This window comes from Allobosea sp. NPDC055594, assembly GCF_053618995.1.
In genome coordinates this window covers 677,541-700,551 of the sequence record NZ_JBSHIO010000001.1, presented here as the reverse complement: position 1 = coordinate 700,551, position 23,011 = coordinate 677,541, and the positions used below count along the sequence as shown (strand labels likewise).

Annotated in this window: 25 protein-coding genes; 24 read left to right on the top strand and 1 reads right to left on the bottom strand. The window is 66.2% G+C overall.

Annotated elements, in window-relative coordinates; all coding sequences use genetic code 11:
• Positions 1 to 81: 81 nt before the first annotated feature.
• Complete coding sequence (locus ACWGRX_RS03275) at positions 82 to 699, bottom strand: YcbK family protein (RefSeq protein WP_452116387.1); 618 nt, start codon at positions 697 to 699, stop codon at positions 82 to 84.
• Positions 700 to 1,107: 408 nt separating this feature from the next.
• Here ACWGRX_RS03275 and ACWGRX_RS03270 point away from each other — a divergent pair, with 408 nt between their 5' ends.
• The 24 genes from ACWGRX_RS03270 to ACWGRX_RS03155 all read left to right on the top strand — a co-directional run bounded on the left by ACWGRX_RS03270 (position 1,108) and on the right by ACWGRX_RS03155 (position 22,986).
• Entirely contained in the window at positions 1,108 to 1,473 is a 366-nt protein-coding gene (locus ACWGRX_RS03270) for an NADH-quinone oxidoreductase subunit A (RefSeq protein WP_291639623.1), read from the top strand.
• A gap of 79 nt (positions 1,474 to 1,552) precedes the next feature.
• Positions 1,553 to 2,131: a NuoB/complex I 20 kDa subunit family protein gene (locus tag ACWGRX_RS03265; protein ID WP_157089718.1), complete on the top strand. Its 579-nt coding sequence runs from the start codon at positions 1,553 to 1,555 to the stop codon at positions 2,129 to 2,131.
• 152 nt (positions 2,132 to 2,283) lie between these two features.
• The gene (locus ACWGRX_RS03260) at positions 2,284 to 2,889 is read left to right on the top strand and encodes an NADH-quinone oxidoreductase subunit C (protein WP_291647150.1); all 606 of its coding nucleotides are present in this window, start codon (positions 2,284 to 2,286) and stop codon (positions 2,887 to 2,889) included.
• Between the two features lie 4 nt (positions 2,890 to 2,893).
• A complete protein-coding gene (locus ACWGRX_RS03255) occupies positions 2,894 to 3,331 on the top strand; it encodes a GFA family protein (RefSeq protein WP_291647151.1) in 438 nt (145 codons plus the stop codon).
• Positions 3,328 to 4,518: an NADH-quinone oxidoreductase subunit D gene (locus ACWGRX_RS03250; protein WP_066475416.1), complete on the top strand. Its 1,191-nt coding sequence runs from the start codon at positions 3,328 to 3,330 to the stop codon at positions 4,516 to 4,518. Before ACWGRX_RS03255 ends, ACWGRX_RS03250 begins: the two co-directional genes overlap by 4 nt.
• Positions 4,518 to 5,714: an NADH-quinone oxidoreductase subunit NuoE gene (nuoE, locus tag ACWGRX_RS03245; protein ID WP_291647153.1), complete on the top strand. Its 1,197-nt coding sequence runs from the start codon at positions 4,518 to 4,520 to the stop codon at positions 5,712 to 5,714. The genes ACWGRX_RS03250 and nuoE overlap by 1 nt, the downstream gene beginning before the upstream one ends.
• A 10-nt stretch (positions 5,715 to 5,724) precedes the next feature.
• Positions 5,725 to 7,029, top strand: coding sequence for an NADH-quinone oxidoreductase subunit NuoF (nuoF, locus tag ACWGRX_RS03240; protein ID WP_291639559.1), 1,305 nt, complete (start codon positions 5,725 to 5,727; stop codon positions 7,027 to 7,029).
• Between the two features lie 4 nt (positions 7,030 to 7,033).
• A complete protein-coding gene (gene nuoG / locus ACWGRX_RS03235) occupies positions 7,034 to 9,097 on the top strand; it encodes an NADH-quinone oxidoreductase subunit NuoG (protein ID WP_452116386.1) in 2,064 nt (687 codons plus the stop codon).
• A gap of 8 nt (positions 9,098 to 9,105) precedes the next feature.
• A complete protein-coding gene (gene nuoH / locus ACWGRX_RS03230; protein WP_066475422.1) occupies positions 9,106 to 10,125 on the top strand; it encodes an NADH-quinone oxidoreductase subunit NuoH in 1,020 nt (339 codons plus the stop codon).
• The gene (locus ACWGRX_RS03225) at positions 10,125 to 10,364 is read left to right on the top strand and encodes a hypothetical protein (RefSeq protein ID WP_291639554.1); all 240 of its coding nucleotides are present in this window, start codon (positions 10,125 to 10,127) and stop codon (positions 10,362 to 10,364) included. Before nuoH ends, ACWGRX_RS03225 begins: the two co-directional genes overlap by 1 nt.
• Positions 10,365 to 10,387: 23 nt before the next feature.
• A complete protein-coding gene (gene nuoI, locus ACWGRX_RS03220) occupies positions 10,388 to 10,876 on the top strand; it encodes an NADH-quinone oxidoreductase subunit NuoI (RefSeq protein ID WP_291639552.1) in 489 nt (162 codons plus the stop codon).
• A gap of 136 nt (positions 10,877 to 11,012) precedes the next feature.
• Entirely contained in the window at positions 11,013 to 11,636 is a 624-nt protein-coding gene (locus ACWGRX_RS03215) for an NADH-quinone oxidoreductase subunit J (protein WP_291639550.1), read from the top strand.
• The gene (gene nuoK, locus ACWGRX_RS03210) at positions 11,636 to 11,941 is read left to right on the top strand and encodes an NADH-quinone oxidoreductase subunit NuoK (protein ID WP_066475432.1); all 306 of its coding nucleotides are present in this window, start codon (positions 11,636 to 11,638) and stop codon (positions 11,939 to 11,941) included. The genes ACWGRX_RS03215 and nuoK overlap by 1 nt, the downstream gene beginning before the upstream one ends.
• A gap of 26 nt (positions 11,942 to 11,967) precedes the next feature.
• Positions 11,968 to 13,998, top strand: coding sequence for an NADH-quinone oxidoreductase subunit L (nuoL, locus tag ACWGRX_RS03205; protein WP_452116385.1), 2,031 nt, complete (start codon positions 11,968 to 11,970; stop codon positions 13,996 to 13,998).
• 4 nt (positions 13,999 to 14,002) lie between these two features.
• A complete protein-coding gene (locus tag ACWGRX_RS03200; RefSeq protein WP_291637318.1) occupies positions 14,003 to 15,514 on the top strand; it encodes an NADH-quinone oxidoreductase subunit M in 1,512 nt (503 codons plus the stop codon).
• An 11-nt stretch (positions 15,515 to 15,525) separates the two neighbouring features.
• The gene (gene nuoN / locus ACWGRX_RS03195) at positions 15,526 to 16,953 is read left to right on the top strand and encodes an NADH-quinone oxidoreductase subunit NuoN (RefSeq protein WP_452116384.1); all 1,428 of its coding nucleotides are present in this window, start codon (positions 15,526 to 15,528) and stop codon (positions 16,951 to 16,953) included.
• Positions 16,954 to 17,067: 114 nt separating this feature from the next.
• Positions 17,068 to 17,841: a biotin--[acetyl-CoA-carboxylase] ligase gene (locus ACWGRX_RS03190; protein WP_452116383.1), complete on the top strand. Its 774-nt coding sequence runs from the start codon at positions 17,068 to 17,070 to the stop codon at positions 17,839 to 17,841.
• Between the two features lie 232 nt (positions 17,842 to 18,073).
• Complete coding sequence (locus tag ACWGRX_RS03185; RefSeq protein ID WP_452116382.1) at positions 18,074 to 19,744, top strand: ribonuclease J; 1,671 nt, start codon at positions 18,074 to 18,076, stop codon at positions 19,742 to 19,744.
• 99 nt (positions 19,745 to 19,843) lie between these two features.
• Positions 19,844 to 20,248, top strand: coding sequence for a methylmalonyl-CoA epimerase (gene mce / locus ACWGRX_RS03180; protein WP_291647158.1), 405 nt, complete (start codon positions 19,844 to 19,846; stop codon positions 20,246 to 20,248).
• 3 nt (positions 20,249 to 20,251) lie between these two features.
• Positions 20,252 to 20,665 carry a RidA family protein gene (locus ACWGRX_RS03175; RefSeq protein ID WP_291637326.1) on the top strand — a complete coding sequence of 138 codons (414 nt, stop codon included), beginning with the start codon at positions 20,252 to 20,254 and terminating at the stop codon, positions 20,663 to 20,665.
• The gene (locus ACWGRX_RS03170; RefSeq protein ID WP_291637328.1) at positions 20,662 to 20,892 is read left to right on the top strand and encodes a DUF1467 family protein; all 231 of its coding nucleotides are present in this window, start codon (positions 20,662 to 20,664) and stop codon (positions 20,890 to 20,892) included. Before ACWGRX_RS03175 ends, ACWGRX_RS03170 begins: the two co-directional genes overlap by 4 nt.
• A gap of 438 nt (positions 20,893 to 21,330) precedes the next feature.
• Complete coding sequence (locus ACWGRX_RS03165) at positions 21,331 to 21,876, top strand: peptidylprolyl isomerase (protein ID WP_452116381.1); 546 nt, start codon at positions 21,331 to 21,333, stop codon at positions 21,874 to 21,876.
• Positions 21,877 to 21,883: 7 nt separating this feature from the next.
• Positions 21,884 to 22,519, top strand: coding sequence for a hypothetical protein (locus tag ACWGRX_RS03160; protein ID WP_452116380.1), 636 nt, complete (start codon positions 21,884 to 21,886; stop codon positions 22,517 to 22,519).
• Positions 22,519 to 22,986, top strand: coding sequence for a peptidylprolyl isomerase (locus tag ACWGRX_RS03155; protein ID WP_066475452.1), 468 nt, complete (start codon positions 22,519 to 22,521; stop codon positions 22,984 to 22,986). Before ACWGRX_RS03160 ends, ACWGRX_RS03155 begins: the two co-directional genes overlap by 1 nt.
• The last annotated feature ends 25 nt before the right edge of the window (positions 22,987 to 23,011 follow it).

Here is a 23,011-nt window from a genome sequence, read left to right as displayed (position 1 = left end):
GTCCCCGGTCGCGATGTCATTGCAAGCTGTAACATGGGCCGCGGCAGCCGCCAGCCCATCGCGCACGGGACAGCCGGGGCGTCACCAGGGCCGCCGCGGTCCCGTGTCGATATGGATCAACCCGTTCCAGTAGACCTTGTTTCCGCCGACCTCCGGCAGGTTTCTGGCGAAATCCAGAACGGCGCGCGGCCTCACGCCCGGCACGCGGAAATCCATGGCCTCGCAGCGCTTGTGGAAGGAGCCGCGCCGGGCCCGCCAGGGCGGCCGCCAGGTCGACGTCACTTTCACCGCCCCGTATTTGTCGGCGATCTTGCCGAGGATCTTCTTCAGGACCGGCGGCAGGCAGACGATCGAGGTTCCCGGATCCGTCGAGATGCCCGGCTGCTCCGGCTTCTCCTCGGGGTCGAAGGCCGGCTCCTGCTCGGACTGTCCCGGCGTGCGCTGCGGCCATTCCGGCCCTTCGTCGTCGTCCGGCTGCGCCAAGGTAAGGCCCGGCGCGGCGGCCGTCGGGGTCGGTGCTTCGGCCGGTGCCGGCGGGGCGGGAACCACGACCACGGGTTCGACCGGGCCCGGCTTCAGGTCGAGGTCGAACGGGCGCTCCGGCGGCAATTGCATGCGGACCGTCTGTGCCGCCGCCGGTGCCGCCATGAGAATGAGGCAGAAGGCCAGCGCGCTCGCGCCGACGCTCAGCCGCGACATGCCGTTTCCGCCATTCCCGAGGCTGTCGTCGTGACTGGTTCAACCTGCGCGGATGGCCTGAACATCGCTGAAAAGCCGCCTCTTGCGTTGCCTTTGGCTGTGCGCCGCGCGAATCGTCGGGAATCTCCGGAACGCTGACGTTAGGGCCGATCTGCCATGACCGGACGCGCCGCGACAACCGCCTGCTTGCGTTTGCGCGGGGGAGGGGCAAAAATCCGGCCGAACCGCGCGGTTTTCCCGCTCCTGTCGTGATGACGCTGGTGCATGCGGGGCGGGCATGGCGCTGCCCGCTTTGTGCGACGCGGCAAACCCTTGCGTGATTCTAAAGCAGGGGCTAATCGACTGGCGAGATTGGGGTGCGCAGCCGGCGCGCCGGCTTTTGCGGGGTGTCACATGCAAGCTCTTCCTGTGCAGTCCCTGCTGTCCGACTATCTGCCGCTGGCCATCTTCATCGGGCTGTCGCTGGTGATCGGCCTGGCTCTGCTGATCGCGCCCTTCGCCGTCGCCTATTCCAAGCCGGATGCCGAGAAGCTCTCGGCCTATGAGTGCGGCTTCAACGCCTTCGACGATGCGCGCATGAAGTTCGACGTGCGCTTCTATCTCGTCGCCATCCTCTTCATCATCTTCGACCTCGAGGTCGCCTTCCTGTTCCCCTGGGCCGTCGCCTTCGGCGGGCTCGGCTGGTTCGGCTTCTGGTCGATGATGATTTTCCTCGGCGTGCTGACCGTCGGATTCATCTATGAATGGCGCAAGGGCGCGCTCGAGTGGGATTGATCAAAGTGTCGCGTGAGCCTGCCTCCGTGCCGTCGGCATTGTTGGATTCGTCGAAACCCGGAAGGTCGAACTAATGGCCATGACTGCGATCGATCGCGGCGATCCGCTCGTCGCACCCGCGCCCAAGGGCCTTCTCGGCCCCGACGGCAAGCCCGTCGGCTCGCGCGATCCCTTCTTCGTCGAGATCAACAACGAGCTGGCGGACAAGGGCTTCCTCGTCACCGCCACCGACGACCTGATCAACTGGTCGCGCACCGGCTCGCTGATGTGGATGACCTTCGGTCTCGCCTGCTGCGCGGTCGAGATGATGCAGCTCTCGATGCCGCGTTACGACGTCGAGCGCTTTGGCTTCGCGCCGCGCGCCTCGCCGCGTCAGTCCGACGTGATGATCGTGGCGGGCACGCTGACCAACAAGATGGCTCCGGCTTTGCGCAAGGTCTACGACCAGATGCCGGAGCCGCGCTACGTCATCTCGATGGGCTCCTGCGCCAATGGCGGAGGCTACTACCACTACAGCTATTCGGTGGTGCGCGGCTGCGACCGCATCGTGCCGATCGACATCTATGTGCCGGGTTGCCCGCCGACGGCTGAAGCCCTGCTCTACGGCGTGCTGCTGCTGCAGAAGAAGATTCGCCGCACGGGCACGATCGAGCGGTAAGGAATTTCGGCCCCGGCGTCTTTCCGGGGTCGAGCGTAGCGAGGAGCCCGGAACCCATGAGCACAGGTGTTCCGGAGAATGGCTCCGACTGTGTTCATGGATTCCGGGATCGCGCCTGCGGCGCGCCCCCGGAATGACCTGATGGTGAGATGATGAGCGAAGCGCTCGTGACATTGGGCGAAGAGATCAAGGCGGCGCTGCCCGGCGCGGTCACGAACGCGCTCGTCGCTTTCGATGAGCTCACCGTCGAGGCCGAGACCGGCGCCATCGTCCAGGTGCTGCGCACGCTCTATGACGATCCACGCTTCCGCTTCGTCAATTTTACCGACATCGCCGGTGCCGACTATCCCGGGCGCGAGCAGCGCTTCGAGGTCGTCTACCACCTGCTTTCGCCGCGGCATAACCGCCGCGTCCGCGTCAAGGTCCGCACCGACGAGGCGACTCCGGTCCCCTCCGTGATCGAGGTCTTCCCGGCCGCGAACTGGTATGAGCGCGAGGCCTATGATTTCTACGGCATCCTGTTCTCGGGCCATCCTGACCTGCGCCGCATCCTCACCGATTACGGTTTCGAGGGCTATCCGCTGCGCAAGGACTTCCCGCTGACCGGCTTCGTCGAGGTCCGCTATGACGACGAGCAGAAGCGCGTCGTCTACGAGCCGGTGAAGCTGAACCAGGAGTTCCGCAACTTCGACTTCCTCTCGCCTTGGGAAGGCACGGAATACGTGCTGCCCGGCGACGAGAAGGCGAAGGGGGCCTGAGGCGATGGCTGCGAGCGCGCCCGTATCGGGAGGCTGTCTGTGCGGCGCGATCCGTTTTCGCGCCGTGCCGGCCAAGCCTGAAATGGATGTCTGCCATTGCGGCATGTGCCGGCGCTGGAGCGGCGGCGTGTTCATGGCCGTGCCCTGCGGCGAGGTGACGATCGAGGATGAGAGCCGTCTCGGCCGCTATCCCTCCTCCGACTGGGCCGAGCGCCAGTTCTGCTCGGTCTGCGGATCGAGCCTGTTCTGGCGGCTGCGCAGCGGCGAGGGGCATGTCGCGGTCTCGCTGCAGAGCTTCGACGACCTGACGCCTTTCACCTTCCTCGAAGAGATCTTCATCGACGAGAAGCCAGGCCTTTATGCCTTTGCCGGCGAGCGCCCCCGCCTGACGGGTGCCGAGGTGATGGCGCGGTTCCAGGCTGAGCAGGACGCCCGGACATGAGCGAGCACAACATCCGCAACTTCTCGATCAATTTCGGCCCGCAGCATCCGGCGGCGCACGGCGTGCTGCGCCTGGTGCTGGAGCTCGACGGTGAGATCGTCGAGCGCGTCGACCCGCATATCGGCCTGCTGCATCGCGGCACCGAGAAGCTGATCGAGGCCAAGACCTATCTCCAGGCGCTGCCTTATTTCGACCGGCTCGACTATGTCGCGCCGATGAACCAGGAGCATGCCTATTCGCTCGCGGTCGAGAAGCTGATGGGCGTGACCGTGCCGCGCCGCGGCCAGCTCATCCGCGTGCTCTATTCCGAGATCGGCCGCATCCTCTCGCACATCCTCAACGTCACGACGCAGGCCATGGACGTCGGCGCGCTGACGCCGCCGCTCTGGGGTTTCGAGGAGCGCGAGAAGCTGATGATCTTCTACGAGCGAGCCTGCGGCGCGCGCATGCATGCGGCTTATGTCCGGCCCGGCGGCGTCCACCAGGACCTGCCGCCCTCGCTGATCCACGACATCGCCGAATGGTGCGATCCGTTCCTCAAGGTCTGCGACGATCTGGAAGGGCTGCTGACCGACAACCGCATCTTCAAGCAGCGCAATGTCGATATCGGCGTGGTCGATCTCGAGACCTGCTGGAAATGGGGTTTTTCGGGCGTGATGGTGCGCGGCTCCGGTGCCGCCTGGGACCTGCGCAAGAGCCAGCCCTATGAGTGCTACGAGGAGATGGAATTCGACATCCCCGTCGGCAAGAACGGTGACTGCTACGACCGCTACTGCATCCGCATGGAAGAGATGCGCCAGTCGGTCCGCATCATGAAGCAGTGCTGCGAGAAGTTGCTGGCGGCCGATGGCGGCGGGCCGGTCTCCTCGCTCGACGGCAAGATGGTGCCGCCGAAGCGTGGCGAGATGAAGCGCTCGATGGAAGCGCTGATCCACCATTTCAAGCTCTACACCGAGGGCTACAAGGTGCCCGAGGGCGAGGTCTACGCGGCGGTCGAAGCGCCCAAGGGCGAATTCGGCGTCTATCTCGTCTCCGACGGCACCAACAAGCCCTATCGCTGCAAGATCAAGGCCCCGGGCTTCGCCCATCTCCAGGCCATGGATTTCATGTGCCGCAAGCACATGCTGGCGGACGTCTCCGCGATCCTCGGCTCCCTCGATATCGTCTTTGGTGAGGTGGACCGCTGATGTCCGTCCGTCGTCTCGCGCCCGATCACGTCCAGCCCGCTTCCTTCGCCTTCACCCCGGCGAACGAGAACTGGGCCGACCAGCAGATCGCCAAGTACCCGGAAGGCCGGCAGGCCTCGGCCGTGATCCCGCTGCTCTGGAAGGCTCAGGAACAGCATGATGGCTGGCTGCCGCGTGCTGCGATCGAAGCGGTCGCCCACAAGCTCGGCATGGCGCCGATGCGGGTGCTGGAGGTCGCGACCTTCTACACCATGTTCAGCCTGCAGCCGGTGGGCCAGCATTTCGTCCAGCTCTGCGGCACCACGCCCTGCGCGCTGCGCGGCGCCGAGGCGCTGAAGAAGGTCTGCGAGGACGTCATCGGCCCGCAATCGACTGTGACCGCGGACGGCAAGCTCTCCTGGCTCGAGGTCGAATGCCTCGGCGCCTGCTGCAACGCCCCGATGGCACAGATCAATTTCGACTATTACGAAGATCTGACGCCAGAGAATTTCCGCAAGCTCCTCGACGATCTGCGCCATGGTCGCCCGACCAAGCCCGGCCCGCAGATCGACCGTTCCTGCTCGGAGCCGGTCGGCGGCGGCGAGACGCTGAAGGACGCTTCCCTCTATGACGGCTCGGTGATCGGCGCCGGCGATTGGCAGAAGCGCATCGCCAAGCAGCGCGAAGAGGCTGCGATCAAGATCGCCAGCGAGAAGGCTGCGGCCGAAGCCAAGGCGAAGGCCGAGGCCGAGGCTGCCGCCGTGACCGGCAAGGCCGGCCCGACCGACACCAAGACCGCTCCGGCCCCCGAGGCCGCAGCGCCCGCCCGTCCGAAGCCATCCGAGCCGGGGCAGCCGGCGAGCGCTGCGCAGGACACGCCGTCCGCGACCGGCAAGGCGATCAAGGATGCCGACAGGCCCGCTCCCGCCGCGACCGAAACCAAGCCCGAATTGCTGACCGCGGCCCGCGGCGGCAAGGGCGACGATCTCGAGCTGATCTGGGGCGTCGGGCCGAAGCTGGCGGTCATGCTCAACGAGATGGGCATCTGGCATTACGATCAGGTCGCAGCCTGGACACCGGCCGAACTGGCCTGGGTCGACGCGCGCCTGACCGGATTCAAGGGCAGGGCGGTCCGTGACGACTGGATCAGCCAGGCCAAGAAGCTTGCGACCGGCTGGCGGCCGGACGGCAAGCTCGGCGACAAGCCGGTGAAGTGAGGCGAAAACCATGCTCGCAGATCGCGACCGCATTTTCACCAACCTCTACGGCCGGCACGACCTGTCGCTGAAGGGCGCCATGCAACGTGGCGCCTGGGACGGCACCAAGTTCCTGCTCGAGCAGGGCCGCGACTGGATCATCGACGAGATGAAGAAGTCCGGCCTTCGCGGGCGCGGCGGCGCCGGCTTCCCGACCGGCCTGAAATGGTCGTTCATGCCCAAGCAGAGCGACGGGCGTCCGCATTATCTCGTCGTCAATGCCGACGAGTCGGAGCCCGGCACCTGCAAGGATCGCGAGATCCTGCGCAACGATCCGCATACGCTGATCGAGGGCTGCCTGATCGCCTCCTTCGCGATGGGCGCGCATGCCGCCTACATCTATCTTCGCGGCGAATATATCCGCGAGCGCGAAGCGCTGCAGCGCGCCGTCGACGAGGCCTATGCGGCCAACCTTCTCGGCAAGAACAACAAGCACGGCTATCCGTTTGATCTTTATGTGCATCACGGTGCCGGCGCCTATATCTGCGGTGAAGAGACGGCGCTGCTCGAGAGCCTCGAAGGCAAGAAGGGCATGCCGCGGCTGAAGCCGCCTTTCCCGGCCAATGTCGGCCTCTATGGCTGCCCGACCACCGTCAACAACGTCGAGTCGATCGCGGTTGCGCCGACCATCCTGCGCCGCGGCGCGAGCTGGTTCTCCTCGATCGGCACGCCCAACAATGTCGGCACCAAGCTGTTCTGTGTCTCCGGGCACGTGAACAAGCCCTGCAACGTCGAAGAGGCGATGGGCCTGACCTTCCGCGAGCTGATCGACCGCCATTGCGGCGGCATCCGCGGCGGCTGGGACAACCTCAAGGCGGTCATCCCCGGCGGCTCTTCGGTGCGCATGGTGCCGGCCGAGCAGATCATCGACACGCCGATGGATTTCGACTCGCTCTCCAAGCTGAAGTCCGGCCTCGGCACCGCCGCGGTGATCGTCATGGACAAGTCCACCGACATCATCCGCGCCATTGCCCGCATCAGCTACTTCTACAAGCATGAGAGCTGCGGCCAGTGCACGCCGTGCCGCGAAGGCACGGGCTGGATGTGGCGCGTCGTCAGCCGCATGGCTGAGGGCAGGGCGCAGAAGCGCGAGATCGACATGCTGCTCGACGTTTCCAAGCAGATCGAGGGCCACACCATCTGCGCGCTGGGCGATGCTGCCGCCTGGCCGATCCAGGGCCTGATCAACCATTTCCGCCACGAGATCGAGCAGCGCATCGACGACTATGCCGCCAACCCGCATGGTGAGCCGGTCAGGCTCATGGCGGCGGAGTGAGACCATGACCAAGCTTCTGATCGACGGCATCGAGGTCGACGTTCCCCCGGAGTACACCGTGCTCCAGGCCTGCGAGGCGGCGGGCGCCGAGGTGCCGCGCTTCTGCTTCCATGAGCGTCTCTCGATCGCCGGCAATTGCCGCATGTGCCTGGTCGAGGTGAAGGGCGGGCCGCCGAAGCCGCAGGCCTCCTGCGCCATCGGCGTGCGCGATCTGCGCCCCGGCCCGAACGGCGAGCCGCCGGTCGTCTCGACCAAGTCGCCGATGGTCAAGAAGGCGCGCGAAGGGGTGATGGAGTTCCTGCTCATCAACCACCCGCTGGACTGCCCGATCTGCGACCAGGGCGGCGAGTGCGACCTGCAGGACCAGGCGATGGCCTATGGCGTCGACTCCTCGCGTTTCGTCGAGAACAAGCGCGCCGTCGAGGACAAGTATATCGGCCCGCTGGTCAAGACCGCGATGACGCGCTGCATCCAGTGCACGCGCTGCGTCCGCTTCACCACCGAAGTCGCCGGTGCCTCTGATCTCGGCGCGATCGGTCGCGGCGAAGACATGGAGATCACCACCTATCTCGAACAGGCGATGAGCTCCGAGCTGCAGGGCAACGTCGTCGACCTCTGCCCGGTCGGCGCGCTGACCTCGCGGCCCTACCAGAACAAGGCCCGGCCCTGGGAGCTGACCAAGACCGAATCCGTCGACGTGATGGACGCGGTCGGCTCGGCGATCCGGGTCGATTCCCGTGGCCGCGAGGTGATGCGCGTCCTGCCGCGCATCAACGAGGCGGTGAACGAGGAGTGGATCTCCGACAAGACCCGCCACATCGCCGACGGCCTGAAGACCCAGCGTCTCGACCGGCCCTATATCCGCGAGAACGGTGCGCTACGCCCGGCGAGCTGGACCGAGGCATTGGCCCTGGTCGCAAGCAAGCTCAAGGCGGCCAAGCCCGAGCGCATCGGCGCGATCGCGGGTGACCTTGCCGCAGTCGAGGAGATGTTCGCGCTCAAGAGCCTGATCTCGGGCCTCAGCTCGCAGAATCTCGACTGCCGCCAGGACGGCGCGAAGCTCGATCCGGCATTCGGGCGCGCCAGCTACATCCTCAACAGCGGCATTGCCGGGATCGAGGACGCGACCTCGCTGCTGATCATCGGCGCCAACCCGCGCAAGGAAGCCGCGATCATCAATGCGCGCATCCGCAAGCGCTGGCTGCGCGGCGACTTCAAGGTCGCGGTCATCGGCGAGCCGGTCGACCTGACCTATGCGCATGAGCATCTCGGCGCCGGCCCCGAAACGCTGGCCGACCTCGTCAAGCGCGCTCCAGCCGCCGGCGAGCGGCCGCTGGTGCTGGTCGGGCAGGGCGCTCTTTCCCGGGCCGACGGCGCGGCCGTGCTCTCGCTCGCCGCCAAGGCGGCGCAGGTGCTGGGCGCGGTCAAGGAAGGCTGGAACGGTTTCGGCGTTCTGCACACCGCCGCCGCCCGCGTCGGCGCTCTCGACCTCGGCTTCGTGCCGGGCGAGGGTGGCTTGGACGTCGCCGGCATGACCGCAGCGGGCGCGCTCGACGTGCTCTATCTGCTCGGTGCGGACGAGATCGAGGTGCCGGCCGGCGCCTTCGTGATCTACCAGGGCAGCCATGGCGACAAGGGCGCGCACCGCGCCGACGTGATCCTGCCGGGCGCGACCTACACCGAGAAGTCCGGCACTTACGTCAACACCGAAGGCCGGGTGCAGATGGCGGCTCGCGCCACCTTCCCGCCGGGCGACGCCAAGGAAGACTGGGCGATCCTGCGCGCGCAGTCGGCGGCGCTGGGCAAGGCCCTGCCTTTCGACTCGCTCGGTGCGCTGCGCCAGGCCCTCTATGCCGCGCACCCGCACTTCGCGGCGGTCGACGCGGTCGCGGCGGGCGATGTCGCAGGTCTCTCGCAGCTCGCCGGCATCGGCGGGGCGACCGAGAAGGCGGGCTTCGTCTCGGCGGTGCATGATTTCTATTCGACCAACCCGATCGCGCGCGCTTCGGCCGTGATGGCGGAATGTTCGGCGCTGGCCTCCGGCCGGCTCCGGCAGGCGGCGGAGTGAGCCTCAAGATGAACTGGGACCTCGTCCTCGACCTCGCGATCATCGCCGGCAAGAGCCTGCTGCTGCTGGTCTGCCTGCTGGTCTTCATCGCCTATATCCTGCTCGCCGACCGCAAGATCTGGGCGGCGGTGCAGCTGCGCCGCGGCCCGAACGTCGTCGGGCCCTTCGGCCTGTTCCAGAGCTTCGCGGACCTTTTGAAGTTCGTCTTCAAGGAGCCGATCATCCCGGCCGGCGCCAATAAGGGCGTCTTCCTGCTGGCGCCGCTGGTCTCCTGCGTGCTCGCCCTGGCCGCCTGGGCCGTGATCCCGGTCGCCGAGGGCTGGGCCATCGCCGACATCAATGTCGGCGTGCTCTACATCCTCGCGATCTCGTCGCTCGGCATCTACGGCGTGATCATGGGCGGCTGGGCCTCGAACTCGAAATACCCGTTCATGGGCGCGCTGCGCTCGGCGGCGCAGATGGTCTCCTACGAGGTCTCGATCGGCTTCGTGATCATCACCGTGCTGCTCTGCGTCGGCTCGCTGAACCTCTCGGCGGTGGTCGAGGCGCAGAACTCCAGCGCCGGCATGTTCGGCTGGTACTGGTTGCCGCTCTTCCCGATGTTCGTGATCTTCTTCATCTCGGCGCTGGCCGAGACGAACCGGCCGCCCTTCGACCTGCCCGAGGCGGAGTCGGAACTCGTCGCCGGCTTCATGGTCGAATACGCCTCGACCCCGTATCTGCTGTTCATGCTCGGCGAATACGTGGCGATCATGACCATGTGCTCGATGACCACGATCCTGTTTCTCGGGGGCTGGCTGCCGCCGTTCCCGGTGGCGCCGTTCACCTGGCTGCCGGGCGTGTTCTGGTTCGCGCTCAAGGTCTGCCTGGTCTTCTTCATGTTCGCGATGGTGAAGGCCTTCGTGCCGCGTTACCGCTATGACCAGCTGATGCGGCTGGGCTGGAAGGTGTTCCTGCCGCTGTCGCTCGCTTCGGTCGTCGTGGTCGCGGCTGTGCTGCAGATCACCGGCTGGGGCCCGGTGCGGTAGTGGAGAACTGGGCCGGCCCGCTCGGAGCCCTGATCGGCTTCGTCCTGGGCTGGCTCGAATACAAGCTGATCGGGGGTACCGTCACGGCGGCATTGCGCCGGACGAATCCTTCGAAGACGCAGGCCGAGCATGACGACTACGAGCGGCGCATCCGCCTGCTCCAGGCGATCCTGCTGGTTCTGATGGTCGGCGGCATGCCGGTCTTGGGTTATGTGATCGGCCGGGCCTTGTTCGGCTGAATGGATGAAGAGGACGAGAGGCGATGTCAGTCGCGCAAGCCGCCAAGGGACTGCTCCTCAAGGAGTTTGTCGGCGCGTTCGTTTTGTCGATGCGCTATTTCTTCAAGCCCAAGGCGACGCTGAACTATCCCTTCGAGAAGGGGCAGCTCTCGCCGCGCTTCCGGGGCGAGCACGCGCTGCGCCGCTATCCGAACGGCGAGGAGCGTTGCATCGCCTGCAAGCTCTGCGAGGCGATCTGCCCGGCCCAGGCCATCACCATCGAGGCCGGCCCGCGCCGCAATGACGGCACGCGGCGCACGACGCGTTACGACATCGACATGACCAAGTGCATCTATTGCGGTTTCTGCCAGGAGGCTTGCCCGGTCGATGCCATCGTCGAGGGGCCGAATTTCGAGTTCGCGACCGAGACGCGCGAGGAGCTGTTCTACGACAAGGACCGGCTGCTCGCGAACGGGGCGCGGTGGGAGCGCGAGATCGCGCGCAACATCGCGATGGACGCCCCTTATCGCTGAGGACGAAAGCCCGGCGCGCGGTTGTCGCTTCGGGTAGGCCTGACTATAGACGCTCCAAACTGCACCGGGACTCAAGCAGGGCCCGGCGCGCGACGAAAAACGAGGGCCGCCCCGACGGGCGGAAAGGCTGGCGAAGATGAATGCCGCAGCGGCTTTCTTCTATCTGTTCTCCGGGATCACCATCGCCTCCGGGCTGATGGTGGTGGCGGCGCGCAATCCCGTGCATTCGGTGCTGTTCCTGATCCTCGCCTTCGTCAACGCGGCAGGCCTGTTCCTGCTGCTCGGCGCCGAGTTCCTGGCGATGCTGCTGGTCGTCGTCTATGTCGGCGCCGTCGCCGTGCTCTTCCTCTTCGTGGTGATGATGCTCGACGTCGATTTCGCCGAGTTCCGCCAGGGCTTCCTGCAATATCTGCCGATCGGCGCGCTGATCGGCCTGATCTTCGCCGTCGAACTGCTGCTCGTCGTCGGCACCTGGGCCATCGACCCACAGATCGTGCGTGCCCCCGTCGCCGCGATCCCGAGCAATGTCAGCAACACCGAGGCCATCGGCCAGGTGCTCTACACCCAGTACATCTACTATTTCCAGGCGGCGGGGCTCGTCCTGCTCGTCGCCATGATCGGCGCCATCGTGCTGACCCTGCGGGAGCGGCCCGGCGTCAAGCGCCAGAACATCGTCGCGCAGAACGCCCGCACCAAGGCGACCGCGATGGACGTGAAGAAGGTGCCCTCGCGCGCCGGCGTTCCCGAGGAGCTCGCGTAATGATCGGCCTTGGCCACTATCTCGCGGTTGGCGCGATCCTGTTCACGCTGGGCGTGCTCGGCATCTTCATCAACCGCAAGAACGTCATCGTCATCCTGATGTCGGTCGAGCTCATCCTGCTCGCGGTGAACATCAACTTCGTGGCGTTCTCGAGCTTCCTCGGCGACATCGTCGGCCAGATCTTCGCACTGCTGGTGCTGACGGTCGCCGCCGCCGAAGCCGCCATCGGCCTCGCCATTCTCGTCGTCTACTTCCGCAACCGCGGCACGATCGCGGTGGAAGACATCAACATGATGAAAGGCTGAGCGCCCACCAGCGCCCGCATCCTGCCATGTATCACGCGATCGTCTTCCTCCCTCTGATCGGCTTCCTGATCGCCGGCCTCTTCGGCCGGCTGATCGGCGCGCGCGCTTCGGAGATCGTCACCACCGCCCTGCTGCTGGTCGCGGCGCTGCTCTCCTGGGTCGCGCTCTTCCAGGTCGGCTTCGGCTCCGGCACCACGCGCGTCCAGGTCGCGACCTGGCTCGCCTCGGCCGATCTGCGCGTCGACTGGGCCTTCCGCATCGACACGCTGACCGTGGTGATGCTGGTCGTCGTCAACACCGTCTCCTCGCTCGTGCACCTCTACTCGATCGGCTACATGCACGAGGATCCGCACCGGCCGCGCTTCTTCGCCTATCTCTCGCTCTTCACCTTCGCCATGCTGATGCTGGTGACGGCCGACAACCTCGTGCAGATGTTCTTCGGCTGGGAAGGCGTCGGCCTCGCCTCCTATCTGCTGATCGGCTTCTGGTACCAGAAGCCCTCCGCGAACGCCGCGGCGATGAAGGCCTTCATCGTCAACCGCGTCGGCGATTTCGGCTTCCTGCTCGGCATCTTCCTGGTCTTCGTGCTGTTCGGCGCCGTGACCTTCGACGCCATCTTCCCGAAGGCGGGCGAACTGACCTCGCAGACCTTCCGCTTCCTCGGCTATGAGTGGAACGCCCTGACCCTGACCTGCCTGCTGCTCTTTATGGGCGCGATGGGCAAGTCGGCGCAGTTCCTGCTGCACACTTGGCTGCCGGATGCGATGGAAGGCCCGACCCCGGTTTCGGCGCTGATCCATGCCGCGACCATGGTCACCGCCGGCGTCTTCATGGTGGCGCGCCTGTCGCCAATCTTCGAATACGCCCCGGTGGCGCTGACCGTCGTCGTCGTGATCGGTGCGACGACCGCCTTCTTCGCCGCGACCGTCGGTCTCGTCCAGAACGACATCAAGCGCGTCATCGCCTATTCGACCTGCTCGCAGCTCGGCTACATGTTCGTCGCGCTCGGCGTCGGCGCCTATTCGGCCGGCATCTTCCACCTCTTCACCCACGCCTTCTTCAAGGCGCTGCTGTTCTTGGGCGCCGGCTCGGTCATCCACGCGATGCATCATGAGCAGGACATGCGCTTCATGGGCGGCCTGCGGAAGCACATCCCGCTGACCGCGGCGGCGATGACGATCGGTACGCTGGCGCTCACCGGCTTCCCCTACTTCGCCGGTTACTTCTCCAAGGACGCGATCATCGAGAGCGCTTACGCCTCGGTCGGCCATGGCGGCTTCGCCAGCTCCTATGCCTTCGTCCTGCTGGTCGTCGCCGCCCTGATGACCTCGTTCTACTCCTGGCGCCTCTACTTCATGACCTTCGAGGGCAAGCCGCGCTGGGCCGGCCACGGTCATGACGGGCATGGCCACGACGATCACGCGCATGCCGCTGACGGCAAGCATGACGATCATGCCCATGGCCACGGCGATCACGGCCATGGCGACCATGCCCATACCCCGCATGAGAGCCCGCTCTCGATGCTGATCCCGCTCGCTTTGCTCTCGATCGGCGCGATCGCCGCCGGCTTCGCCTTCAAGGGCGCCTTCATCGGCGACGCCTATGACGCCTTCTGGAAGGGCGCGATCTTCACCGGCAAGGACAATCACATCCTGCACGCCATGCACGAAGTGCCGAAATGGGTGGTCTGGTCGCCCTTCTTCGCGATGCTGATCGGCTTCCTGCTGGCGCTCTACATGTACGTGCTGCGGCCGGACGTGCCGCGCAAGCTGGCGGCCGCCAACCCCGCGCTCTACCGCTTCCTGCTCAACAAGTGGTATTTCGACGAGATCTACGACTTCCTGTTCGTGAAGCCGTCGATGTGGCTCGGGAAGTTCCTCTGGAAGAAGGGCGATGGCCTCGTCATCGATGGCATGGGCCCGGATGGCATCTCGGCCCGGGTGGTCGACGTCACCAATCGCGTCGTCCGGCTTCAGACCGGCTATCTCTATCACTATGCCTTCACCATGCTGATCGGCGTCGCCGGGCTGGTGACCTGGTATCTCCTGCGCGGGTGAGATGATGTTCGGTTTCGGTATCCTCACCGGGCTTCTGGTCCTGCCGCTGGTCGGCGCCGCCTTCATCCTGGCGCAGCGCGGCGACGAGGCCTCGGTCAGCTCGAATGCGCGCTATGCCGCGCTGATCACGACGGTCGCGACCTTCGTGCTGGCGCTCGTCGCCTGGGGCCAGTTCGACTCCGCCAATCCGGGCTTCCAGATGGTCGAGACCCATGCCTGGGTCTCGGACGTGATCAAGTTCAAGCTCGGCGTCGACGGCTTCTCCTTCCCCTTCGTGGTCCTGACCGCCTTCCTGATGCCGTTCTGCATCCTGGCGTCCTGGACCTCGGTCGAGAAGCGGGTGCGCGAGTATATGGTCGCGTTCCTGATCCTCGAGACGCTGATGATCGGCGTCTTCGTCGCGCTCGACCTCGTGCTGTTCTACCTGCTCTTCGAGGCCGGCCTGATCCCGATGTTCCTGATCATCGGCATCTGGGGCGGCAAGCGCCGGGTCTATGCCTCGTACAAGTTCTTCCTCTACACGCTGCTCGGCTCGGTGCTGATGCTGCTCGCCATCATGGCGATGTACTGGAACGCCGGTACGACCGACATTCCGACGCTGCTCAAGCATCATTTCCCGGTCTCGATGCAGCCCTGGCTCTGGCTTGCCTTCTTCGCCTCCTTCGCGGTGAAGATGCCGATGTGGCCGGTCCACACCTGGCTTCCCGACGCGCACGTCGAGGCGCCGACGGCGGGTTCGGTCATCCTGGCGGCGATCCTCCTGAAGATGGGTGGCTACGGCTTCATCCGCTTCTCGATCCCGATGTTCCCGGATGCCTCGGCGATGTTCGCGCCGCTGGTCTTCGCGCTCTCCGTCATCGCCATCGTCTACACCTCGCTGGTGGCGCTGATGCAGGAGGACATCAAGAAGCTGATCGCCTATTCCTCGGTCGCCCATATGGGCTTCGTGACGATGGGCCTGTTCACCCTGACGCCGCAGGGCATCCAGGGCGCGATGTTCCAGATGGTCAGCCACGGGCTGGTCTCGGGCGCGCTCTTCCTCTGCGTCGGCGTGATCTATGACCGCATGCACACCCGCGAGATCGCGGCCTATGGCGGGCTGGTGAACCGCATGCCGATGTACGCGGTGGTGTTCATGATCTTCACCATGGCCAATGTCGGCCTGCCCGGCACGGCCGGCTTCGTCGGCGAGTTCCTGACGCTGATGGGCGCCTTCAAGGCCAATCCCTGGGTGGCGTTCTTCGCGACCACCGGCGTGATCTTCTCGGCCGCCTATGCGCTCTGGCTCTATCGCCGGGTCGTGTTCGGCGAGCTGGTCAAGCCCGAGCTGAAGGACATCACGGATCTGAACGGCCGCGAGATCGCGATCTTCGTTCCGCTCGTCCTGCTGACGATCTGGTACGGCATCGCGCCCGGTACGATCCTCGACGCCTTCGCCGCGCCGACCGAAGCCCTGATCAAGAACTATCAAGCCGCAATCGCCGCCGCCAAGACGGCCATGCTGGTCGTACAATAAGGTTGATCGAGATGACCTTGCCCGCTCTCGGCCCTGCGTTGCCGGAAATCGTCCTCGCGATCGGCGCCATCGTCATGGTGCTCTACGGCGCCATCCAGGGCGAGCGCTCGACGCGCACGCTCGAAGTCGCGACGCTCGCTCTGCTCGCCCTTGTGCTCGTGCTGGTCTTGCGCGGCGACGGCAAGGCGGTGACCTTCAACGGCGCCTTCGTCGTCGACGGCTTCGCCCGCTTCATGAAGGTGCTGACCCTGGCCGGCGCCGGCGCCGCCGTGCTGCTTTCGGCCGATTTCCTGCGCCGCGACGGCGCGATGCGCTTCGAGTTCCCGATCCTCATCGTGCTGGCGACCATCGGCATGATGATGATGATCTCGGCCAACGACCTGATCGGCCTCTATGTCGGTCTCGAGCTGCAGTCGCTCGCGCTCTATGTCGTCGCCGCCTTCAACCGTGAGAACGAGCGTTCGACAGAGGCGGGCCTGAAGTATTTCGTCCTCGGCGCGCTCTCCTCCGGCATGCTGCTCTATGGCGCCTCGCTGGTCTACGGCTTCACCGGCACGGTGAGCTATGCCGGCATCGCCGCTGCGGTGCAGGGCGGCCATCCCGGCATCGGGCTGATCTTCGGCATCGTCTTCATCGCCGCGGGCGTCGCCTTCAAGATCTCGGCTGTGCCCTTCCATATGTGGACGCCGGACGTCTATGAGGGCGCGCCGACCCCGGTCGCCGCCTTCTTCGCCTCGGCGCCCAAGATCGCCGCGATGGCGATGACGATCCGCATCTTCGTCGGCGCCTTCCCCGGTGCGCTGCATGACTGGCAGCAGATCATCATCTTCATCTCGATCGCCTCGATGGCGCTCGGTGCCTTCGCCGCGATCGGCCAGCGCAACATCAAGCGCCTGATGGCCTATTCCTCGATCGCCAATATGGGCTATGCGCTGGTCGGGCTCGCCGCCGGCACGGTTGCCGGCGTCCAGGGCGTGATGACCTATATGGCGATCTATCTCGCCACGACCCTCGGCGCCTTCGCCTGCATCCTGATGATGCGCCGCGACGGCAAGCCGGTCGAGAATATCGACGAGCTCGCCGGCCTTTCGCGCACCAATCCGTGGGTGGCCTTCGCCTTCTCGATGATGATGTTCTCGCTCGCCGGCATTCCGCCGCTCGCCGGCTTCTGGGCGAAGTGGTACGTCTTCCTCGCCGCCATCGAAGCCAAGCTCTACGTGCTCGCCGTCATCGGCGTGGTCACCAGCGTCGTCGGCGCCTATTACTATCTGCGCATCGTCAAGGTGATCTATTTCGACGACGCCAAGCCTGCCTTCGACAAGGGCGATCTGAGCGTGCGCGGCGTGCTTCTGGTTTCGACCCTGTTCGTGCTGGCGCTTTCCTTCCTGCCGGCGCCGCTGTTCAACTCGGCTGCGGCGGCTGCGAAGTCGCTGTTCTGATGCCTCTTCGTCATTCCCGGGCGAAGCGAAGCGCAGACCCGGGAATTTCAGGATGGGTAGCCGGTTTCAGAGCTGCTCGGGCCTGGCCCGAGCATGGCGGCCTGTGAGGGCGGCATGCTGAGTGAGGCTGCCCGCGGCGCCGGTTATCGGCTGATCGTGCGCGACGAGGTTTCCTCCACCATGGAGGAGGCCCGCGCGGTTCTCGCCCAGGGCGATCCCGGCAAGCTCTGGATCGTGGCACGCAGCCAGAAGGCCGGCCGCGGCCGGCATGGCCGGCAATGGGGCTCGCCGCCCGGCAATCTCTACGCCAGCCTGCTGCTCGTGGCGCCTTGCGAGGTTGCCCTGGCGCCGCAGCTCGGCTTCGTCGCCGGGCTCGCCTTGTATGATGCCGCTGCGGCGGTGACCGGGCTCGACGCCCCGCGCCTCGCCTTGAAATGGCCGAACGATCTCCTGATCGACCGGGCCAAGGCAGCCGGATTGCTGCTGGAGGGCGAGAGCCGGGCAGGGCGCTTCAGCGTGATCATCGGGATCGGCGTCAACCTCGCCTCTTCGCCCCCCGATACCCCCTACGCGGCGACCCATCTTGCGGCACATGCGAGCGATGCGAGCGTCGAGCGCCTGCTCGCCGCGCTCTCAGAAGCCTGGCATAGGCGCTTCTCGGCCTGGTCCCTGCCCGGAGGGTTCGGGCCGACGCGCGCCGCCTGGCTGGAGCGCGCCGCCTTTCTCGGCGAGACCGTCACCTTGCGCCTGCCGGACGGACCGGTTTCCGGTCGTTTCCGCGGTCTCGATCCGGCCGGCCGCCTCGAACTGGAGACAGCCGGGGGACCGCGGGTCATCGATGCCGGCGACCTCTATTTCGGCGCTGCGGCGGCCGAAGGCCGGGGATGACGATCGGCCCTACCATCCTTTGCACCCGGCGCTATGGAGGCAGGGGCGGGGGCATGCTAGAGCGGGGTTCGTTTCGAAGGATGTCCAGCCCGTCATTCCGGACAAGCGGCGAAGCCGCACCGGCCCGGAGCCATCGCAGGGTTTACCGCCTGTGCCGGGCCGGCGTTTCCTTTCACTCCGCCCGGTCTGCCGGTCGGAGGTCCTTGCCCCTTGATATGCGTCAGGATTGCCCGTGACCCGCTCCAGTGACCAGCTCGTCTTCATCCCGCTCGGAGGCCTCGGCGAGATCGGCATGAACGCCGCGCTCTACGGCTTCGGGCCGGAGGGGCGGCGCAAGTGGATCCTGGTCGATTGCGGCCTGTCCTTCGCCGGCCCCGAAGTGCCCGGCGTCGATATCGTCCTGCCCGATCTGACCTATATCATCGAGGACAAGGCGAACCTGCTGGGGATCGTCATCACCCACGCCCATGAGGACCATATCGGCGCGCTCGCGGCCTTGTGGCCGGCGCTGCGCGCGCCGGTCTACTGCACGCGTTTCGCCGCGGGCCTGCTCGCGACCCGCAGGCTCTCCGAGCCCGGAGCGCCCAAGGTCCCGATTCATGTCGTGGCGCAGGGCAGTCGCATCGCGCTCGGCCCGTTCGACATCGAGTTCGTCCCGGTCGCGCATTCGATCCCCGAATCGAACGCTCTGGCCATTCGCACGTCGGCCGGCCTCGTCGTCCACACCGGCGACTGGAAGATCGATCCGACGCCGCAGGTCGGCCTGCCGACCGACGAGGCGCGGCTGCGCGCGCTCGGCGAGGAGGGCGTGCTCGCTTTGATCTGCGATTCGACCAATGTCATGCGCGACGGCATCAGCCCGAGCGAGGCCGATGTCGCCGCCAAGCTGAAGGAACTCGTGCATTCAGCGCCGAACCGCGTCGCGGTCACCACCTTCGCCTCGAATGTCGCGCGCCTGCGCGCTGTCGCCGAGGCGGCGATGGCGGACCAGCGCGAGGTCGTCGTCGTCGGCCGCGCCATGGAGCGGGTGATCGATGTCGCCCGTGAATGCGGCTATCTCGAAGGCATCCCGGCCTTCCGTTCGGTCGACACCTATGGCTACCTGCCGCGCGACAAGGTCGTGGCGCTGCTGACCGGTAGCCAGGGCGAGCCGCGCGCCGCCCTCTCGCGGATTGCCTCCGACGATCATCCCGAGATCACGCTCGGCGCGGGTGACCGCGTGATCTTCTCGTCCCGCACCATTCCCGGCAATGAGAAGGCGGTCGGCAACATCCTGAACGCGCTCGCCCGCGACAATATCGAGATCATCACCGACCGCACCCATCTCGTGCATGTCTCCGGCCATCCGCGGCGCGAGGAGATGGCGCGGCTCTATGGCTGGCTGAAGCCGCAGATCGCGATTCCGGCCCATGGCGAGGATCTGCATCTTTCCGAACACGCGACCTTTGCCCGTGGTGTCGGCGTCAGGCATGTGCTGCGGGCCGGCAATGGCGACGTGATCGGCATCTCGGCCGAAGGCGCGCGCAAGCTCACCGAGGTCCGCCATGGCCGGCTCTATCAGGACGGCATGCTGCTGGTCGGAGCGCAGGAGCGCACCGTCGCGGAGCGCCGCAAGCTCTCCTTCGCCGGCATCGTTTCGGTCGCCGTCGCGCTCGACGAGAAGGGCGAGCTCGCCGGCGATCCTGAAATCGCGCTGCTCGGCCTGCCGCTGCTCGCCAAGGACGGCACGCCCTTCGACGACATCGTCGCCGATGCGGTCGAGGACCTGATCGAGGGCCTGCCGAAGGCGAAGCGCCGCGATCCTGAGGCGGTGCGCAGCGCGCTCGAGCGCGGCGTCCGCGCGGCCGTCAACGAGGAGTGGGGCAAGAAGCCGCTGGTCAACGCCCTGGTGATCGAGGTCTGACGAGTAGCGGGCGCCCGCGCGCGAGTGATAGAACCCGGCGACGCGCGGGCGGCGATCGCCTCCGGGCGCCAGCTTCCCCCTTCGGCCGCGGAGACCAGCATGATCGGACGCCTCAACCACGTCGCCATCGCCGTGAAGGACCTCGCGGCCTCGACGGCGCTCTACCGTGATACGCTCGGCGCACGGGTTTCGCAGCCGCTGCCGCAGCCGGAGCATGGTGTCACCGTCGTCTTCGTCGAGCTGCCCAACACCAAGATCGAACTGCTCGAGCCGCTCGGCGCGGATTCGCCGATCGCGAAGTTCCTCGAGCGCAACGCCGATGGCGGCATCCATCACATCTGCTACGAGGTCGACGACATCCTGGCGGCCCGCGAGCGCCTCAAGGCGCAGGGCGCCCGGGTTCTGGGCTCGGGCGAGCCGCGTATCGGCGCCCATGGCAAGCCGGTGCTCTTCCTGCACCCCAAGGACTTCTGCGGCACGCTGGTCGAGCTCGAGCAGGCCTGAGCCATGAACGATTCGCCGATCACGTTCTTCGGCCAGCCGGAAGCCGGCTCGCCACGTCCCTTCAGCCTGGCGACTCGGGCTGGCGGCCTTGTCTTCGTCTCCGGCCAGTCGGCGCCGCATGACCCGGCTCGCGGCGTCGTCCGCGGCGAGACGCCGGCCCAGCAGGTGCGCGAGGCGCTCGCCTATGTCAGCCGTATCCTGGAAGAGGCCGGCAGCGGGCTCGACCGGGTCGTCCAGGTCACCATGCTGATCACCGATCCCGCCGACTATGCCGCCTGCAACGCCGAATATGTCAGGCATTTCCCGGGCGGGCTGCCGGCCCGGCATACGGCTCGCTTCGGCGTTCCGACGGAGGCCCGCGTGGCCTTTTCCTGCATCGCGCTCGCGAATGACGACAGCCGGGGAGCAAGGCCATGAGTTTGACGGCGGGGCTTGCGGTCTATTTCGTGATCTGGTGGACGGTTCTGTTCGCCGTGCTGCCATTCGGCGTGCACAGCCAGGCCGAGGCCGGGCCGGTCAGCGACGGCACGGATCCGGGCGCTCCGCAGGCGCCGCTGCTCGCGAAAAAAGCGCTGGCGACGACCGTGATCGCCGCGATCATCTTCGCCGGCGTCTGGTATCTCTGGGCAGTGCTGGATCTCTGAGGCGCGGAGGGGCCGAGCGAGCCGCGGCGCTCGAGTCATGGCCGAACGCCGAAGTGGAGAGCCGGAAGAAGCACCAAAAACAAAAGGCAAGGCCGAAGCCTTGCCTTTGAAGTTTGTTTTTTACCGAAGTATCGGCGCGCGGTTGCAGCAAGCGCAGCTCATATACCAAACGGACGTTTATTCCTCCCAAGACCTGGCCCGCTGCGCCCGAAGCTTGATCAGGCGCGCCCAGCGTCCAAGAGTTAGCCGATCAAGATCGCTATGTCACCCGTTTAGGCACGGCTGGCCTCAATTTTTCGCAAAATTATTCTGGTTTGATCTTGTGCAGTGCAACATTGTGCTCACCCGCCGCATTTGGCGCCTTGTTCCGGCCAAAGGATGTCGGTACCTGCCTGTTTCGTAGAGCTGCCGGGCGTCCCGGTGGCCAGGAGACGCTCCATGCTTCGCCCTATCCTCACCGCTCTGGCGCTTTCCGCTTCCATTGGCCTCGCTCAGGCCCAGTCGCCCGACCCGCAGAATACGATCGTGCTCGAAACCAAGGACGGCAAGGTCACCATTCGGCTGCGTCCGGACCTTGCGCCCAAGCATGTCGCGCAGATCAAGACGCTGACCAAGCGCGGTTTCTATGACGGCATCGTCTTCCATCGCGTCATCGACGGCTTCATGGCCCAGACCGGCGATCCGAAGGGCAATGGCACCGGCGGTTCCGACCTGCCGAACATCCCGGCCGAATTCACGCCGACGCCCTACAAGGTCGGTTCGGTCGGCATGGCCCGCTCGCAGAGCCCCGATTCCGCCAACTCCCAGTTCTTCATCTGCTTCGAGGGCTGCGGCTCCCTGACCGGCCAGTACACCCTCTTCGGCGAGGTCGTCTCGGGCATGGATGTCGTCCGCAAGATCAAGAAGGGCAGCTCCGCGAACAACGGCGCCGTCAACGCTCCGGACAAGATCGTCCGCATGCGTCTGCTCGCCGACGCCAAGTAGACCGTCGATGCGCGTGCGCCTGCCCGTTCTGGCGCTTCTACTGCTGGCCTCCGCCGGCAGCTCGCCAGTTCCGGCGCAGGACACGCGCGATCTCGGCCTGCCGCCGGCTTCAGGCTATCAGAACCCGGTTCTGCCTCCGCCTTCCGGCTTCCAGAACCCGGTTCTGCCACCGCCGACCGGCCAGCGCTACATGCCCGGCATCGGCGGGCCTTTCGGCGAGGGAGACTATCGCCGCGCTGTGCCTCCGCCGCCTCCGGCCAGCAATCGTGACGTGATCGGCACGGTTTCGCCGGACACGGCCGCGCTCGGCAGCGAGACGCTCGAGCGGCTCGACCAGATCGGCCCGGCCCTGAGGCGCTGCTGGCAGCCGCCGGCGGCGGAAGAGGGCCCTGACGGCTTTGGCCGTGCCACCGTGCGCTTCAGTCTGCGCCGCGACGGGACGCTGTTCGGCCAGCCGCGCGTCACCTGGGAGGCGCGCCGGGCGTCGCCAGCGTTGCGCGAGCGCTTCGGCAGCTCGCTGATCGCCGCCGTGCGCGAATGCACGCCGATGAGGTTGTCGCCCGGCCTCGGAGGGAGTATCGCAGGCCGACCGATCACCATCCGCTTCCACGGCCGCGCGCCGTCCAACCAGAGAGCAGTCTGATGTCGCTCGACCCCGAGAACACCCTCGTCATGGAGACCACCAAGGGCCGCGTGGTCATCAAGCTGCGCCCCGATCTCGCGCCCGGCCATGTCGAGCGCCTGAAGCTGCTCGCGCGTGAGGGCTTCTATGACGGCATCGTCTTCCATCGCGTCATCGACGGCTTCATGGCCCAGGTCGGCTGCCCGCACGGCACCGGCACCGGCGGTTCGAGCTATCCGGACCTGAAGGCCGAGTTCAACGCCGAGCCGCATGTCCGTGGCATCTGCTCGATGGCCCGTGCCCAGAACCCGAACTCGGCCAACAGCCAGTTCTTCATCGTCTTCGACGACGCCCGCTTCCTCGACAAGCAGTACACGGTCTGGGGCCAGGTCGTGGAAGGCATGGAGAATGTCGACAAGATCAAGCGCGGCGAGCCGGTGCGCGATCCCGATACGATCGTCTCCATGAAGGTGATGGCCGACGCCTGAGCCTGAACGGCGCGGGCGAGCCGCA

What these genes read in the sequence shown, in the direction of transcription:
- ACWGRX_RS03275 (WP_452116387.1), bottom strand. Translation starts at nt 699, where the DNA reads ATGTCGCGGCTGAGCGTCGGCGCGAGCGCGCTGGCCTTCTGCCTCATT.
- ACWGRX_RS03265 (WP_157089718.1), top strand. Translation starts at nt 1,553, where the DNA reads ATGACTGCGATCGATCGCGGCGATCCGCTCGTCGCACCCGCGCCCAAG.
- ACWGRX_RS03260 (WP_291647150.1), top strand. Translation starts at nt 2,284, where the DNA reads ATGAGCGAAGCGCTCGTGACATTGGGCGAAGAGATCAAGGCGGCGCTG.
- ACWGRX_RS03255 (WP_291647151.1), top strand. Translation starts at nt 2,894, where the DNA reads ATGGCTGCGAGCGCGCCCGTATCGGGAGGCTGTCTGTGCGGCGCGATC.
- ACWGRX_RS03250 (WP_066475416.1), top strand. Translation starts at nt 3,328, where the DNA reads ATGAGCGAGCACAACATCCGCAACTTCTCGATCAATTTCGGCCCGCAG.
- nuoE (WP_291647153.1), top strand. Translation starts at nt 4,518, where the DNA reads ATGTCCGTCCGTCGTCTCGCGCCCGATCACGTCCAGCCCGCTTCCTTC.
- nuoF (WP_291639559.1), top strand. Translation starts at nt 5,725, where the DNA reads ATGCTCGCAGATCGCGACCGCATTTTCACCAACCTCTACGGCCGGCAC.
- nuoG (WP_452116386.1), top strand. Translation starts at nt 7,034, where the DNA reads ATGACCAAGCTTCTGATCGACGGCATCGAGGTCGACGTTCCCCCGGAG.
- nuoH (WP_066475422.1), top strand. Translation starts at nt 9,106, where the DNA reads ATGAACTGGGACCTCGTCCTCGACCTCGCGATCATCGCCGGCAAGAGC.
- nuoI (WP_291639552.1), top strand. Translation starts at nt 10,388, where the DNA reads ATGTCAGTCGCGCAAGCCGCCAAGGGACTGCTCCTCAAGGAGTTTGTC.
- ACWGRX_RS03215 (WP_291639550.1), top strand. Translation starts at nt 11,013, where the DNA reads ATGAATGCCGCAGCGGCTTTCTTCTATCTGTTCTCCGGGATCACCATC.
- nuoK (WP_066475432.1), top strand. Translation starts at nt 11,636, where the DNA reads ATGATCGGCCTTGGCCACTATCTCGCGGTTGGCGCGATCCTGTTCACG.
- nuoL (WP_452116385.1), top strand. Translation starts at nt 11,968, where the DNA reads ATGTATCACGCGATCGTCTTCCTCCCTCTGATCGGCTTCCTGATCGCC.
- ACWGRX_RS03200 (WP_291637318.1), top strand. Translation starts at nt 14,003, where the DNA reads ATGTTCGGTTTCGGTATCCTCACCGGGCTTCTGGTCCTGCCGCTGGTC.
- nuoN (WP_452116384.1), top strand. Translation starts at nt 15,526, where the DNA reads ATGACCTTGCCCGCTCTCGGCCCTGCGTTGCCGGAAATCGTCCTCGCG.
- ACWGRX_RS03190 (WP_452116383.1), top strand. Translation starts at nt 17,068, where the DNA reads ATGCTGAGTGAGGCTGCCCGCGGCGCCGGTTATCGGCTGATCGTGCGC.
- mce (WP_291647158.1), top strand. Translation starts at nt 19,844, where the DNA reads ATGATCGGACGCCTCAACCACGTCGCCATCGCCGTGAAGGACCTCGCG.
- ACWGRX_RS03175 (WP_291637326.1), top strand. Translation starts at nt 20,252, where the DNA reads ATGAACGATTCGCCGATCACGTTCTTCGGCCAGCCGGAAGCCGGCTCG.
- ACWGRX_RS03170 (WP_291637328.1), top strand. Translation starts at nt 20,662, where the DNA reads ATGAGTTTGACGGCGGGGCTTGCGGTCTATTTCGTGATCTGGTGGACG.
- ACWGRX_RS03165 (WP_452116381.1), top strand. Translation starts at nt 21,331, where the DNA reads ATGCTTCGCCCTATCCTCACCGCTCTGGCGCTTTCCGCTTCCATTGGC.
- ACWGRX_RS03160 (WP_452116380.1), top strand. Translation starts at nt 21,884, where the DNA reads ATGCGCGTGCGCCTGCCCGTTCTGGCGCTTCTACTGCTGGCCTCCGCC.
- ACWGRX_RS03155 (WP_066475452.1), top strand. Translation starts at nt 22,519, where the DNA reads ATGTCGCTCGACCCCGAGAACACCCTCGTCATGGAGACCACCAAGGGC.